9 protein-coding genes and 2 pseudogenes are annotated in these 13,380 nt (G+C 71.6%); 5 read left to right on the forward strand and 6 right to left on the reverse strand.

Going from position 1 to position 13,380, the window contains the following annotated elements; all coding sequences use genetic code 11:
- The first annotated feature begins 49 nt into the window (after positions 1 to 49).
- Positions 50 to 631, forward strand: coding sequence for an RNA 2'-phosphotransferase (locus AB0903_RS00600; RefSeq protein ID WP_366697491.1), 582 nt, complete (start codon positions 50 to 52; stop codon positions 629 to 631).
- A 62-nt stretch (positions 632 to 693) separates the two neighbouring features.
- On the opposite strand, the gene AB0903_RS00605 is transcribed toward AB0903_RS00600, so the two are convergent.
- Positions 694 to 1,590, reverse strand: coding sequence for an LLM class flavin-dependent oxidoreductase (locus tag AB0903_RS00605; protein WP_366697493.1), 897 nt, complete (start codon positions 1,588 to 1,590; stop codon positions 694 to 696).
- 104 nt (positions 1,591 to 1,694) lie between these two features.
- On the opposite strand from AB0903_RS00605, the gene AB0903_RS00610 reads away from it, so the two are divergent.
- The 3 genes from AB0903_RS00610 to AB0903_RS00620 all read left to right on the forward strand — a co-directional run bounded on the left by AB0903_RS00610 (position 1,695) and on the right by AB0903_RS00620 (position 3,971).
- A complete protein-coding gene (locus AB0903_RS00610) occupies positions 1,695 to 2,006 on the forward strand; it encodes a hypothetical protein (RefSeq protein WP_366697495.1) in 312 nt (103 codons plus the stop codon).
- 1,276 nt (positions 2,007 to 3,282) lie between these two features.
- Positions 3,283 to 3,582: a hypothetical protein gene (locus AB0903_RS00615; RefSeq protein WP_366697497.1), complete on the forward strand. Its 300-nt coding sequence runs from the start codon at positions 3,283 to 3,285 to the stop codon at positions 3,580 to 3,582.
- Positions 3,579 to 3,971, forward strand: a complete 393-nt coding sequence (locus tag AB0903_RS00620; RefSeq protein WP_366697499.1) for a DNA-binding protein — start codon at positions 3,579 to 3,581, stop codon at positions 3,969 to 3,971. Before AB0903_RS00615 ends, AB0903_RS00620 begins: the two co-directional genes overlap by 4 nt.
- A 75-nt stretch (positions 3,972 to 4,046) precedes the next feature.
- Here the strand turns inward: AB0903_RS00620 and AB0903_RS00625 are convergent.
- A pseudogene (locus AB0903_RS00625) lies at positions 4,047 to 4,261 on the reverse strand (LLM class flavin-dependent oxidoreductase); the annotation flags it as partial.
- Positions 4,262 to 4,354: 93 nt separating this feature from the next.
- Here AB0903_RS00625 and AB0903_RS00630 point away from each other — a divergent pair.
- Entirely contained in the window at positions 4,355 to 5,215 is an 861-nt protein-coding gene (locus AB0903_RS00630; protein WP_366697501.1) for a Cof-type HAD-IIB family hydrolase, read from the forward strand.
- A gap of 147 nt (positions 5,216 to 5,362) precedes the next feature.
- Here the strand turns inward: AB0903_RS00630 and AB0903_RS00635 are convergent, their stop codons facing one another.
- The 4 genes and pseudogenes from AB0903_RS00635 to cydB all read right to left on the reverse strand — a co-directional run bounded on the left by AB0903_RS00635 (position 5,363) and on the right by cydB (position 13,374).
- Entirely contained in the window at positions 5,363 to 6,409 is a 1,047-nt protein-coding gene (locus tag AB0903_RS00635) for a M23 family metallopeptidase (RefSeq protein WP_366697503.1), read from the reverse strand.
- Positions 6,410 to 6,886: 477 nt separating this feature from the next.
- Positions 6,887 to 8,533 (reverse strand): annotated as a pseudogene (locus tag AB0903_RS00640) (GAF domain-containing protein).
- Between the two features lie 101 nt (positions 8,534 to 8,634).
- Positions 8,635 to 12,357: a thiol reductant ABC exporter subunit CydD gene (gene cydD / locus AB0903_RS00645; RefSeq protein ID WP_366697505.1), complete on the reverse strand. Its 3,723-nt coding sequence runs from the start codon at positions 12,355 to 12,357 to the stop codon at positions 8,635 to 8,637.
- Between the two features lie 15 nt (positions 12,358 to 12,372).
- Positions 12,373 to 13,374, reverse strand: coding sequence for a cytochrome d ubiquinol oxidase subunit II (gene cydB / locus AB0903_RS00650; RefSeq protein WP_366697507.1), 1,002 nt, complete (start codon positions 13,372 to 13,374; stop codon positions 12,373 to 12,375).
- Between the last annotated feature and the right edge of the window lie 6 nt (positions 13,375 to 13,380).

The following is a 13,380-nucleotide window of genomic DNA, read 5'->3' on the forward strand; positions in this document are numbered from 1 at the left end:
CGAAGAATTGGGGTGGCGACGTCGGCATCCGGCTGGGCACGCTGGCCGCATGAACGCAGGATCCGTCCACCAGACCTCCGACGAGAGACGCACCGTCAAGGTCTCGAAGTACCTCTCGAAACATCTGCGTCACCAACCCGACCGGATCGGCGTCACCCTGGACGCGAACGGCTGGGTGGAGACCGACGAGCTGATGCGAGCGGCGGCCGAGCACGGCTTCCGCTTCACCCGCGCCGAGCTCGCCCACGCCGTGGCGGCCAATGACAAGCGGCGTTTCACGATCGACGGCACACGCATCCGCGCCAATCAGGGGCACACCGTCGAGGTCGACCTCGGCCTCCCACCGGCGGAACCGCCCGAGTACCTGTACCACGGGACCGTCGCCCGCGCACTCGACGCCATCCGCTCAGAAGGGCTGCGGCCCATGGCCCGCCACGACGTCCATCTGTCGCCCGACCGCGAGACGGCCACACGTGTCGGCGCCCGTCGCGGCCGCCCCGTCGTCCTGTCCGTGCACGCGGGTGAGCTGTACCGGGCGGGCCACGTCTTCCGCGTGAGCGCCAACGGCGTCTGGCTCACGGCGTCCGTACCGCCGCGGTTCATCCGGTTCCCGGAGGCCCGGCGCGCCTGAGGACCGGCCGGTGCGCACGCAGGCCGCCGGCCCGCAGGGCGTGCCGGGCCTCCAGCTCCGGTTCAGCCACCCAGTTGAGCCAGGGCCTCGGTCGCGATCCTCTCGAAGACCGTCCGGTCGGCGGCGAAATCCGAGTCCGGAATCGGTGCGTGGACGACGAGTTCGGTGAACCCGAGGGCGAAGTGTCTGCCCGCGAAGTCCACGAAGGCATCCAGCGACTCCAGCGGACGGCCCCGCTCCGGCGTGAAACCGGTGAGCAGCACCTTCTCCAGCCCGGAGACGTCCCGGCCGCCGTCGGCGCATGCCTCGGCCAGCTTGTCCATCTGTCCGCGCATGGCCTGGCGCGACTGCTCGGGGGTGCCCGTCTCGAACAGCTTCGGATCGCCGGTGGTCACCCATGCCTGGCCGTACCGTGCCGCGAGCTTCAGCCCGCGCGGGCCGGTCGCTGCGACGGCGAACGGCAGCCGCGGCCGCTGCACGCACCCGGGGATGTTCCGGGCCTCCACCGCCGAGTAGAAGGCCCCCTCGTGCGTCACGGAGTCCTCGGTCAGCAGCCGGTCGAGCAACGGCACGAACTCGGCGAAGCGGTCGGCCCGTTCCCGCGGCGTCCACGACTCCTGTCCCAGCGCGGTGGCGTCGAAGCCCGTGCCGCCCGCACCGATGCCCAGCGTGAACCGCCCGCCGGAGACGTCGTCCAGCGAGATCAGATCCTTGGCCAGCGTCACCGGGTGCCGGAAGTTCGGCGAGGTCACGAGAGTACCCAGACGCATGCTCTGCGTTACCGCCGCTGCCGCCGTCAGCGTCGGGATCGCGCCGAACCACGGCCCGTCCCGGAAGCTCCGCCAGGAGAGATGGTCGTAGGTGTACGCGGCATGGAAGCCGAGGTCTTCGGCCTGCCGCCAGATCTTCTGTCCTTCGGCCCACCGGTGGATGGGAAGGATCACCGTGCTCAGACGCATGACCCCGACGATACGCGGGCTTCCCGCCGCCACGATCTGCCGACCGACAACGCAGATTCGGAAAGCCACGCCGGCGTCGCGGCGGGGGTCGCTACCGTGGCGTCATGAGCACGCTCGGTAGGACCGAACTCGAGGCGCTGATCGAAGAGGCGACGGTGGACGCCTACAACGAGGACGAGCAGCGGACCGGTCTGTTCACCATGCTTGAGGAATACCTCGGCCTGCCCTTCACCACCGCGGTTCTCGGTGTCGAGGTGACGGTGCGCGGCGTCGACCTCACGCCGGACGGCAGGATCGTCGCCCTGTGCTCGCGTGGCCGTGTCCGGCAGCAGATCGGCATCCTGGACCTGCCGTTGCCCACTCCCGCGCCCGAAGGTGCGGAGTGGATCGAGGCGTACCGCCACTGGGCCGGTTGAGGCCGGGCACCCCTCACTTCACGCGGACTGGCTTGCACGAAAGGGCTGAACGTGGCTGACGCCGTACAGGGCGCGGGTGGACCCTCGCTGTCCGACCTCATTGAGCGCAGCGCCGAGCTGAAGGGGGAACTGGTCGCTTTTGCTCAGAGTGCCCGCTTCGACCGGTGGTTGACGCCGCTCCTACTGGAGGCCGCTGGGCCCGCACGGCAGCTGGACGAGGGTGAGGCGATCCGGATCACCGACCACTTCATCCTGCGGTACCGGCTGCCGGACGGGTCGACCGTGGTGGACCGGTTCGTCGCCGGGCGGAAGGGCTTGACCACGGCCGACCGGGAGATGCTGCTCGGCTGGCGTGACCCGGTCGAGGGCATCTTCGAGATCCGGCGCAAGGACGGGGATGCCGTCGTCCTGCTCGACCTGGTCAGCGACCTGGAGTACCGCACCTACTCGAATGTCGGGCGGGCGGCGTTCCGCGGAGTGTCCAAAGGTGGATTCCTCCACACCTGCCTGGTACCCGTCCGATCGACCGGCGGGGCGTGGCTGGTGTCCGGGGCGATGTCGTACTACCCCAGGTCCAGTGCCACCGACATCGCACAGGCGGCGCTCGAACTCGCCACCGGCCGACCCGAACTGGTCTTCCGTAACCCACGGAAGATCGAGCAGGGATGGCAGCACATGCGGGAGGACCGGGCCGCATTCGTCGAGTTCTGCGGCGGCGACGAGTTGGTCCTTCCGCCTGCCGAAGCCGAGGACCTCCTCAACGCCTACTACCGCCACCGCCAGGAGGCCGCCGTCGCCGCACAGCCCGGCCGTGCCCGGCGTCGGCGGCTCCCTGGACCGGACCTGCCCTTCTTCGCGTTCCCGCGGGAACTGGCGGACTCGGACACCATCGGTGTCATCTACGACGAAGTCGACGGGCTCAACTTCTACGCCGACTACGGGATGCTGCGGGACCTCTTCGCAGACCCCGCCCGTACGGGCCGCAGGCGGCACCAGGATCTGCTGCGCACGTACCTGCGCGAGGAGTCGATCGCGCCATTGCCGATCCGCCGTCTGGCCGCCGCCCACCCGGAGACGGCTGACGAGGTGTTCCGGAAGCTGCTGCGGAAACCCGGATTCATCTGGAGCGAGCACGGTGAGGCGCTGCTGCGCCGACGCAAGCCCTGGTACTACGCGAAAGAGCCCCGTCCGGGCATCTCCGTCATCGGCGACCGCCTGAGCAGCCTCGCCGCCGGCCGCCGGTGGTCACCGAGAAGCGCCAGCACGTTAATAGGTCATGTACTACACTTTCCCCATGGACACGCCCCGCTCCGGCAAGACCCGAGTCACCAGCGTCTCCCTGCGCGCCGAGACCCTGGAGGCGATCCGCGCACGCGCCGGCAAGCAAGGCGTCTCCTCTTACATCGAGGAGGCCGTACAGCGGCAGCTCCAGCGCGAGGCCATCGACGAATACATCGCCGCCGCTGAAGCGGAACACGGTCCTGTCGACCCTGCCGAGGTGTCGGACAAGGCCGAGCGCATCCGCGCCCACCACGCCGCCCACCGCGGTGAGTCCGCTCCGGCGGACGCCGCATGAGCGGGACCCTCATTCTCGACAGCGAGGCCCTCTCCAAGCTCTCCCGTCGCCACCGCGACATGACCGTATGGCTGGACGTCGCCCGCAGACTGGACCTGCTCGTCGTGACGAGCGCTGCCACGCTGGTGGAGGCACGTGACCCGAAGGTGCCGCAGGCGGCGTTCGACCATGCCGTTTCCCTGGCCAAGGTGCGCCCCGTCACGGAAGAGATCGCACGTACGGCGAGCAGACTGCTCGCCGCAGAAAGCCTGCACGGTCACAAGTACGCCATCGACGCGATGCTTGCCGCCACGGCTCACATGGAGCCCGGCGACGTCACCGTCACCACGAGCGACACGGACGACCTGCGCCGGCTGTGCCTTCCTCGGATCGCCGTCGAGCCGATCTGAGCACCCACGTCGCTCAACCCTGATCCCTTGCCCTGTTTCCGCAGGTCATCGCGTGATGGGTGACCGAGGCTTGACCGAGGTCACGAGAGTACCCAGACGCATGCTCTGCGTTACCGCCACTGCCGCCGTCAGCGTCGGGATCGCGCCGAACCGCGGCCCGTCCCGGAAGCTCCGCCAGGAGAGATGGCCGTAGGTGTACGCGGCATGGAAGCCGAGGTCTTCGGCCTGCCGCCAGATCTTCTGTCCTTCGGTCCACCGGTGGACCGAAGGACCACCGTGCTCAGACGCATGCCGTCGAGCGTACGTGGCGGATCCGGCCGCGAGGCCCACTCAGATGTGCGCCCTCCCGCACGCCCGTGCACCCCGTACGGAAGAATGGATCTGTGACCTCAGCTACCGATCCCCGCCTCCTGCCCACCACCACACCCCGGCTGATCGCCACCGACCTCGACGGCACGCTGCTGCGGGACGACAAGTCGGTCTCCGACCGGACGATCACCGCACTCGCCGCAGCGGAGGCGGCCGGGATCGAGGTCTTCTTCGTCACCGGCAGGCCGGCCCGTTGGATGGACGTCGTCAGCGACCACGTCCACGGCCACGGCCTCGCGATCTGCGCGAACGGTGCCGCCGTGGTCGACCTGCACGCCGGCGGCAAACTGCTGGAGGTCCGCGACCTGCCCCGGACAACCGCCATGGACGTCGTACGAACGCTGCGCGCCACCGCTCCCGGCACCTCGTTCGCGGTCGAGCTGTCCACCGGCATCCACTACGAGCCCGCCTACCCGCCCTTCCACCTCGACCCCGGGGCCACCGTCGCTGCGGCCGAGAAGCTGCTGCACGAGGAGGAGCCGGGCGAGGGGGCCCCGGTGATCAAGCTGCTGGCCCACCACCCCGAGATGACGCCCGACGGCTTCCTCACCCTGGCCCGTACGGCGGCGGGCGAGGTGGCTTCGTTCACCCGTTCCAGCCCGACGGCGCTCCTGGAGGTCAGCGGGCTGGGCGTCAGCAAGGCGAGCACGCTCGCACTGTGCTGTGCGCAGCGCGGGATCTCCTCCGACGAGGTGGTGGCGTTCGGGGACATGCCGAATGACGTGGAGATGCTGACCTGGGCCGGCACGTCCTACGCGATGGGCAACGCGCACCCGGACGTGGTCGCCGCCGCGTCCGGGCGGACGGTCGCCAACAACGACGACGGTGTCGCGATCGTCATCGAGCAGATCCTCGCCCGCCACCCGCAGCAGTGACGGGCCTGACACACGACAGTCAAGCCGGGTGAGGGCAGGGCGGGTGACAGGCCCGACGCACGGTCGGCTCGTCGGATGAGGGCAGGGCGGGTGACAGGCCCGACACACGGCAGCCCACCGGATGGGGGCAGGGTGGGCGAGTGCGCATCAGAGATCCACACCGCGCTCGCGCAACCAGGCCGCCGGGTCGACCCCCGACCCGAGGTGCGGCGTGAGCCGTACCTCGAAATGCAGGTGCGGCCCCGTCGAGTTGCCCGTCGTCCCCGCCTGGCCGATCCACTGGCCGGTGGCCACCTTCTCGCCCTGGTCGACGGTGACGCCCGCCAGGTGCGCGTACTGCGAGTAGTAGCCGTCGGGATGCCTCACCAGGACCTCGATACCGAAGCCTCCGCCGCACGAGACGGACGCGATCCGGCCAGGCCCGACTGAGCGCACGGGAGCGCCGATGTCGACGGCGAAGTCCTGGCCCGTGTGGCGATTCGCCCACCGCTCACCCACGCTGTCGAAGCCGGCGGAGAGGGTGTAGTCCTCCACGGGCGCCACCCACTCCGGCCCCTTCGGCGGGCCGCCCGGCTGCTCCAGGCGCACGGCGCCCGCGCACGTGCCCGACGCCGCGCTGCGGTCCGCCTCGGCCTGCAGCTTCCACTGCGCCGTCTCCAACGTGGCCTCGATACCCCGCCTGACGGCCGCCAGGCGGCTGTTGCGTACGGCGAGGGCCCGCCACGCGGCGCGGGCCTCCTGCTCCGCGGCGGTCAGCTGACGCTCCGCCGCCCGCTCCTGATCGAGCAGTCTGCTCACGGCCTCCTCGGCCCGGTCGGCGACGTGGTAGCCGCGCAGGAAGGCGTCCGGGTCGTCGGCGAGCAGCAGCCGACCGGTGAGGGCGAGCGAACCGCCGGTGCGGTACTGCTCGCGTGCGACGCCGCCGATGGTGTCGTGGACGGCGGCGAGGCGCTCCCGCTGCCGCACCAGCTTGTCCTCGAGCCGGCTCGCCGCGATCCGCTGCCGGTCGGCGGCGCGCCTGCCCCGCTCGTACTGCTCGGTCGCCTCGGCCGCCTCCGCGTAGAGCCGCGCCACTTCCGCACTTGCCGGGGGCGCCGGGCCGTCGTGCGCAACGGCGGAGCGGGCCGGTGTGCCGAGGAGCGCGCACAGCATCACCGGGACGATCAGCAACCGGTCGCGGTGTCTCAAGCACATGCCCGGATCGTCGCCCCGAGGCGGCCGTATCCCGGGGACCGCTGCGGTGTCGTACGGCCGACTGGCCCACTCACAGCAGCACCCCGGGCGACACCCCCCGGCAGGGACGGACCCGGGGGCGGCGGGCCTGAAGGAGCGGGCCCGGAGTTCGCGGTCCGGAATGTGGCCAAGGTGGGTGGGCCCGAGGCGGGGCCCGAGTCAGCGGTCCCGGAGCCCCACGGGCCGGAGAGGTAGGCCCAAAGCGGGTCGGCCGAGGCGGTGGACGCGAGGCGGCGGCCCCGGAGCCGCGTGGGCCTTGAGCGTGAGGCCCAAGGCGGTCGGCCCAGCCACGCGGGCCGAACAGCGGTCCCGGGGCCACACGGGCCGGAACAGCGGCCCCGGAGAGGTGCCATAGCGGTCGACCCGGGACAAGCGGACCCGGAGCGGTAAGACCGGAGCGGTAGACCCGGACACGGGGGCCCGGGGCCCGGGGCGCAGTCAGGCCGTACGGGAACGGGGCGCGGCCCCGAGCGGGACCTCCCACGTCACCGTGGTGCCCGCCCCGCCGGGGCCGATGCCGGCACCGCTGCCGCTCGATCCGCCCAGCGATTCCGCCCGCCGCGCGAGGTTGCGCAGCCCACTGCGCCGCCCTCCGACAGGCAGGCCGACACCGTCGTCCGCGACCGCCAGCCGCACGCCGGCTCTGCCGTCGGCAAGTGCGGCGGTGGCGTCGACGACGACCTCGATGTGTGACACGGCAGCGTGCCGGAAGGCGTTGAACAGGGCTTCGCGCAGCGCTGCGATGAGGTTCTTCCCGACGAGTTCACCGACCGCGGTGTCGACGGGGCCGACGAAGCGGTGGACCGGCCGGAATCCGAGGGGCACTGCCGCCATGTTGATCTCCCGCAGCACACGGGTGCGCAGGTCCGACGGCACCTGCACTTCCGTCCCCTGCTGCAGCGCGAAGACAGCCGTGCGGATCTCCTGGATGGTCATGTCCAGTTCCTGGACCGCACGGCCGACTCCCTCACGCACCGCCGGGTCCGCGGACCCGCGCTGGGCGCTCTCCAGCATCACTCCGGCCGCGAACAGCCGCTGGATGACGAGGTCGTGCAAGTCCCGTGCGATGCGGTCCCGGTCCTCGAGGACGGCCAGCCGCTCCCGGTCGCGCTGGGCCTCCGCCACCATCAGTGCCAGCGCCGCCTGCGAGGCGAACCGCGCGGCCAACGCGCGTTCCCCCGCGGTGAACGGGGAGCCTCCGGCCTCCCACCGCGTCGCAAGCGCTCCCATCACCCGCCCTCCGCTCTGCAACGGCGGGATCATGGTCGGCCCGTACGGACTCCCCGCACGGGTGAGCATGCGCGGATCGGTGGCCGCGTCCGTGGCGAACACCACCTCGCCCGCCAGCAGTCGGGCGACGAGGGGACTGTCCGCCGGGACCACCACTCCCAGCGAGGCGCCGGCCGGTCCGCGGAGACGGCGACCACCTCCAGTCCGCCGGCCGCGGTGGCGGGCAGCACGATGCCGGCGGCCGACTCAGCGAGGCGGCGGGCTTGTTCGGCGACGACGTTGAGCGCTTCGTCCGCGTCGGCACCGGAGAGCAGGGCGGTGGTGACGGCCACCGAGCCGTCGATCCACCGCTCGCGACGGCGGGCCGCCTCGTACAGCCGGGCGTTGCCGATGGCGGTCCCCGCCTCGGCGGCGAGCAGCCTGACCCTATGCAGGTCGTCAAGGCCGAACGTGTCGCCGCCGGTCTTCTCGGCCAGGTAGAGATTGCCGAAGACCTCGCCCTGGACCCGGATGGGGGCGCCGAGGAAGGAACGCGTCCGCGGGTGTTCCGGCGGGAATCCCGTGGAGCGCGGATCGGTCGTCAGATCGGTGAGCCGCACCGGCGCCGGCTCGCGGATCAGTGACCCGAGCAGACCGCGCCGCCCGTCGGGCCGACGCCCGAAACGCCGTACCGTCTCGTCGTCCACGCCGCAGGTCACGAAGTCGGACGGACCCTCGCCCTCGGCGTCGACGACGCCGATCGCGGCGTAGCGCGCGCTCACCAGTTCGGCTGGCCGTGCGGCAGATGCGGTCGAGCGTCGCGTGCAGTTCCAGCCCGGTGCCGACCGAGCGCATGGCCTCCAGCAGCTGCGGCATCCTCGCAGTGACCTCTGCGGAGAGGCCCGGAGGACTAAGGGCCTCCCGAGTCGCGGCATCGGGAGGGCTCCCTTCGGTTCCGACAAGGTCATACCCCGCGACTAATGAGACGGGTTTGAGGTGGAAAGTCGGGTGTGGATCCCCTCCGTGGCCCGTTCACGCTCCAGCATCGTCCGGAAGGGGCCGTCGACCACGGCGAGATCCTCGTACGGACCGCGCTGCACGACCCGCCCCGCCTCCAGGACGACGACCTCGTCGACCGCCTCCAGGCCGCGCAAGCGGTGCGTGATGAGCACGGTCGCGGGCAGGTCGCCGGCCGCTGTGCCCGCGACCGCGCCCGCGATCTGCCCGTCGCCGGTGCCCGCGCCCACAGGAGCCCGCGTCTCGGTCGCCGCCAGCAGGTCGGCGGTGAGAGCGTCGGCCGTCGCCAGGTCGAGGTGTTCGGCGGGTTCGTCCAGCACGAGCACCGGAAAGGCGGCCAGGAGCGCGCGTGCCAGTGCCAGCCGCTGGCGCTGACCGCCGGACAGCTTGGCGCCGTGTTCGCCGACCAGCGTGTCAAGGCCGTCGGGCAGTGCGTCGACCCAGTCCAGCAGCCGGGCACCGTCGAGCGCCCGCCTCAGTTCCTCCTCGGTCGCATCCGTGCGCGCCAGCCGCAGGTTCTCCCGTACGGAGCTGTCGAAGAGATGCGCGTCCTGGGCGCAGAGCCCCACGTGCCGCCGCACCACGTCGCCCTCCATCGAGGCCGCGGGGACACCGCCGATGGTGTATGTCCCGGCTCCGGCGTCCAGGAACCGGAGCAGCACCTGCGCCAGTGTCGTCTTGCCCGACCCGGAGACGCCGACGACAGCGACCCGCTTGCCCGCGGTGAGGGTCAGGTCGAAGCCGCTCAGCGCGTCCCGTTCCTGGTCCGCGTACCGCGCTCCGATGCCGCGCAGCACCACCGGGAAGGCGGTGGTCGGCGGGGTGGCCGGCTGTTCCGGCTCCCGTACGGGGACGGGCGCGTCGAGGACCTCGTGCACCCGTTCGGCACTGCGCGTGACACGCCGCCGGTACTGCACGGCGAGGGGGAGGGCCGACACGGCTTCGAAGGCGGCGAGCGGTGTCAGCACGACGACCGCCAGGCAGACACCGTCGAGACGCCCCTCCGACACGGCACGCACACCGACCAGTGCGGCACCCACCACGGTCAGCCCGCAGACGAGGGCCGAGAGGCCGCCGCCGAGTGCGGTGGCGGCGGCCTGCCGTGCGGCGATGCGCGTCAGCGTCCGGTCCGCGTCACGTGTCGACGCCAGGCGCCGCGGGAGGGCACCGGCCACGGTCAGTTCCGCCGTGCCCCGGAGCAGATCGACGACCTTGGTGGCCAGTGCGCCGCGCGCGGGGGCCAGTTGCCGCTCGGCGCGCCGGGCGAACGCCCCGCCGGCGATCGGTACGCCCACTCCCGCCACGAGCAGCCCCACGGCGAGGACCGCACCGGCCTCGGGCAGCAGCCACGCCGTGAATCCGACTGCTCCGGTGCCGACGAGCAGTGCTGTGGCGGCGGGCAGCGTCCAGCGCAGCCAGTAGTCCTGGAGGGCGTCCACATCGGCGACGAGCCGGGACAGCAGGTCACCGCGCCGGGTCCTGCCGAGGCCGGCCGGAGCGATGCGTTCGAGCCTGGTGTACACCGCGACCCGCAGCTCGGCGAGCATCCGCAGGACGGCGTCGTGGGAGACGAGGCGCTCCGCGTACCGGAAGACCGCCCGTCCGATACCGAAGGCCCTGGTCGCCGTCACCGCCACCATCAGATGGAGGACCGGGGGCTGTTCGGACGCGCGGGAGATGAGCCATCCGGACACGGCCATGAGCCCGACGGAGGAGCCGAGGGCCAGGCTGCCGAGCAGGAGGGCCAGAGCGAGGCGTCCGCGCAGATGGCGGGCCGCCGCCCGTACCCGTACCAGCGGCGACCGGCCCTTCGCGTCCGGCGGCACATGCGCTGCGGCACCCGCACCCGGCGGCACATACGCTGCGGCACCTTCCATCGTCTCGCCGCCTGCCGGTGCCTTCGCCGGGGTTCCCCCCGGGGCCCCCGCCACGCCGGGCGTCGCCGCCCCAACGGCGTCGGCCCGCGCGACGGATGCCACGGGAGCAGCGGCCGTACGGGAGAGGGTGACCACCCGGTCCGCCACCGCCAGGAGGGCCGGACGGTGCACGACCAGCAGCACCGTCCGTCCCTGTGCCAGCCGGCCCACCGCCTCGACGATGCCTTCCTCCGTGGCCCCGTCCAGCGCGGCCGTCGGCTCGTCCAGCAGAAGCAGCGGCCGGTCCGCCAGGAACGCCCTGGCCAGCGCCAGCCGTTGCCGCTGACCTGCCGAGAGGCCGGCGCCGTCCTCTCCGATCGCCGTGTCCGGCCCCAGGGGCAGCTCGGAGACGAAGTCGTACGCCCCCGCCTCCCGCAGCGCCGCCCGGACCGCCGCGTCGTCCGCGCCCGGCCGCGCCAGCCGTACGTTCTCGGCGATCGTCCCGGCGAAGAGATGCGGCCTCTGCGGGACCCAGGCGATCTGCTCCCTCCACCGCTCCATGTCCAGGTCGGCGAGATCCGTCCCCTGATCCCTCCCCTTCAGATCGGCGATGCCCGTCCCGTCGAGGTCGGCAGGGCCCGTTCCACCGACACGCACGCGCCCCTCCGCCGGTTCGACGAAGCCCAGCAGAACGTCGAGGAGTGTGGACTTGCCGACACCGCTCTCTCCCACGAGCGCGACCGTCTCGCCCGGTTCCAGCACCAGCGAGGCGCGTTCCAGCGATGCCTCGGCGCGGCGCTCATGACGGACCGTGACCGCGTCGACCTCCAGCCGCAACGTGCTCGGGACGGGGGCGCCGCCGGATCGACGAGGCTCGGTCTCCAGTACCTCGAAGATCTCCTCCGCGGCCGAGAGTCCTTCCGCCGCGGCGTGGAACTGCGCCCCCACCTGCCGGATCGGCAGATACGCCTCGGGAGCGAGGATCAGGATCACGAGCCCCGTGTACAGATCCAGGTCGCCGTGGACGAGGCGCATTCCGATACCGACGGCGACCAGGGCCACCGACAGCGTCGACAGGAGCTCGAGCGCGAACGACGAGAGGAAAGCGATCCGCAGCGTGCGCAGGGTCGCCTGCCGGTACTGGGTGGTGATGGTCCGGATCGACTCGGCCTGTGCCTTCGCCCGGCCGAACACCTTCAGTGTCGGCAGCCCGGCGACCACGTCCAGAAAATGGCCGGACAGCCGGGACAGCAGCCGCCACTGACGGTCCATGCTCGTCCGCGTGGCCCAGCCGATCAGCACCATGAAGAGCGGAATGAGCGGCAGCGTCACCACGATGACCGCTGCCGAGACCCAGTCCTCGGTCACGATCCGCGCGAGCACCGCGACCGGCACCACGACCGCGAGTCCGAGCTGCGGCAGATACCGCGAGAAGTAGTCGTCCAGCGCGTCGACACCGCGGGTGGCGAGCGCGACGAGCGATCCGGTGGTCTGCCCGCTCAACCGGCCGGGCCCCAGCTCGGCGGCCCGGTTCAGCAGCCGGCGCCTGAGCTCGGACTTCACCGCGGCGCTGGCCCGGTGCGCGGCCAGCTCGGTCAGCCAGGAGACGGCCGCCCGGCCGACCGCCACCGCGGCCAGCAGCGCCAGCGGGGTGGCGAGATCGGAGACCGCAAGCCCCCGCTGGAACGCCCCCACCACCACCTCGGCGATGAGCATCGCCTGCGCGACGACCAGGACCGCTCCGACGGCCCCGAGCATCACCACCGCGGCCAGGAAGACCCGGGTGGCGCGTGCGTGGCGGAGCAGGCGCGGATCGATCGGTTTCACGTGAAACATCTCCCGCTAGTGAGCGTCGGCGATGTGCTGGGTGCCGATCCGCTTACGGAAGACCCAGTACGTCCAGCCCTGATAGAGCAGCACCAGCGGTGTGGCGACCGCCGCCAGCCAGGTCATGATCTTCAGGGTGTACGGGCTCGATGAGGCGTTGGTGACCGTCAGGCTCCAGGCGCTGTCGAGCGTGGACGGCATGACGTCCGGGAAGAGCGCCAGGAAGAACATCGCCACCGTCGTGGCGATGGTGACGCCGGAGAGGCCGAACGACCAGCCCTCCCGGCCCGCCTTGACGGCTCCGACCGCTCCGGCCAGTGCCAGCACCGCGACGGCCAGCGCGACCAGGCTCTTGCCGTCACCGCGTGACGCCTGGGTCCACATCAGGAAGCCGACTGCCGGGACCATGGTCAGCAGCCCCAGCTTCACAGCCATGGCCCTGGCCCGGGTCCTGATGTCCCCCAGCGTCTTCAGCGCCGCGAAGACCGCCCCGTGGAAGGTGAACAGGGCGAGTGTCACCACACCGCCGAGCAGTGCGTACGGGTTGAGCAGATCGACGAGGCCGCCGACGTACTCCTTGTCCGCGTCGATCTTCACGCCGCGCACGATGTTGCCGAAGGCGACGCCCCACAGGATCGCCGGCAGCAGCGACGTCCAGAAGATCGCGTGCTCCCAGTTGGTCTGCCAGCTCTCCTCCTGCCTCTTGTGCCGGTACTCGAAGGCGACTCCGCGCACGATCAGGCAGACGAGGATGAGCAGCAGCGGGAGGTAGAAACCGGAGAAGAGCGTGGCGTACCACTCGGGGAAGGCGGCGAAGGTCGCGCCGCCCGCGGTGAGCAGCCACACCTCGTTGCCGTCCCAGACGGGACCGATGGTGTTGATCAGCACACGCCGCTCGGTGCGGTCCCTCGCCAGCAGCTTGGTGAGGACGCCGATACCGAAGTCGAAGCCCTCCAGGAAGAAGTAGCCGATCCACAGGACGGCGATGAGTACGAACCAGACGTTGTGGAGTTCCATGCCTCA

This window comes from Streptomyces sp. NPDC048389, assembly GCF_040706335.1.
In the GTDB taxonomy this organism is placed as follows: domain Bacteria; phylum Actinomycetota; class Actinomycetes; order Streptomycetales; family Streptomycetaceae; genus Streptomyces.

Excerpts from the sequence above, each read along its gene's own strand:
- AB0903_RS00610 (WP_366697495.1), top strand. The coding sequence starts at position 1,695 with ATGAGCACGCTCGGTAGGACCGAACTCGAGGCGCTGATCGAAGAGGCG.
- cydB (WP_366697507.1), bottom strand. The coding sequence starts at position 13,374 with ATGGAACTCCACAACGTCTGGTTCGTACTCATCGCCGTCCTGTGGATC.
- AB0903_RS00615 (WP_366697497.1), top strand. The coding sequence starts at position 3,283 with ATGTACTACACTTTCCCCATGGACACGCCCCGCTCCGGCAAGACCCGA.
- AB0903_RS00600 (WP_366697491.1), top strand. The coding sequence starts at position 50 with ATGAACGCAGGATCCGTCCACCAGACCTCCGACGAGAGACGCACCGTC.
- AB0903_RS00620 (WP_366697499.1), top strand. The coding sequence starts at position 3,579 with ATGAGCGGGACCCTCATTCTCGACAGCGAGGCCCTCTCCAAGCTCTCC.
- AB0903_RS00605 (WP_366697493.1), bottom strand. The coding sequence starts at position 1,590 with ATGCGTCTGAGCACGGTGATCCTTCCCATCCACCGGTGGGCCGAAGGA.
- AB0903_RS00635 (WP_366697503.1), bottom strand. The coding sequence starts at position 6,409 with ATGTGCTTGAGACACCGCGACCGGTTGCTGATCGTCCCGGTGATGCTG.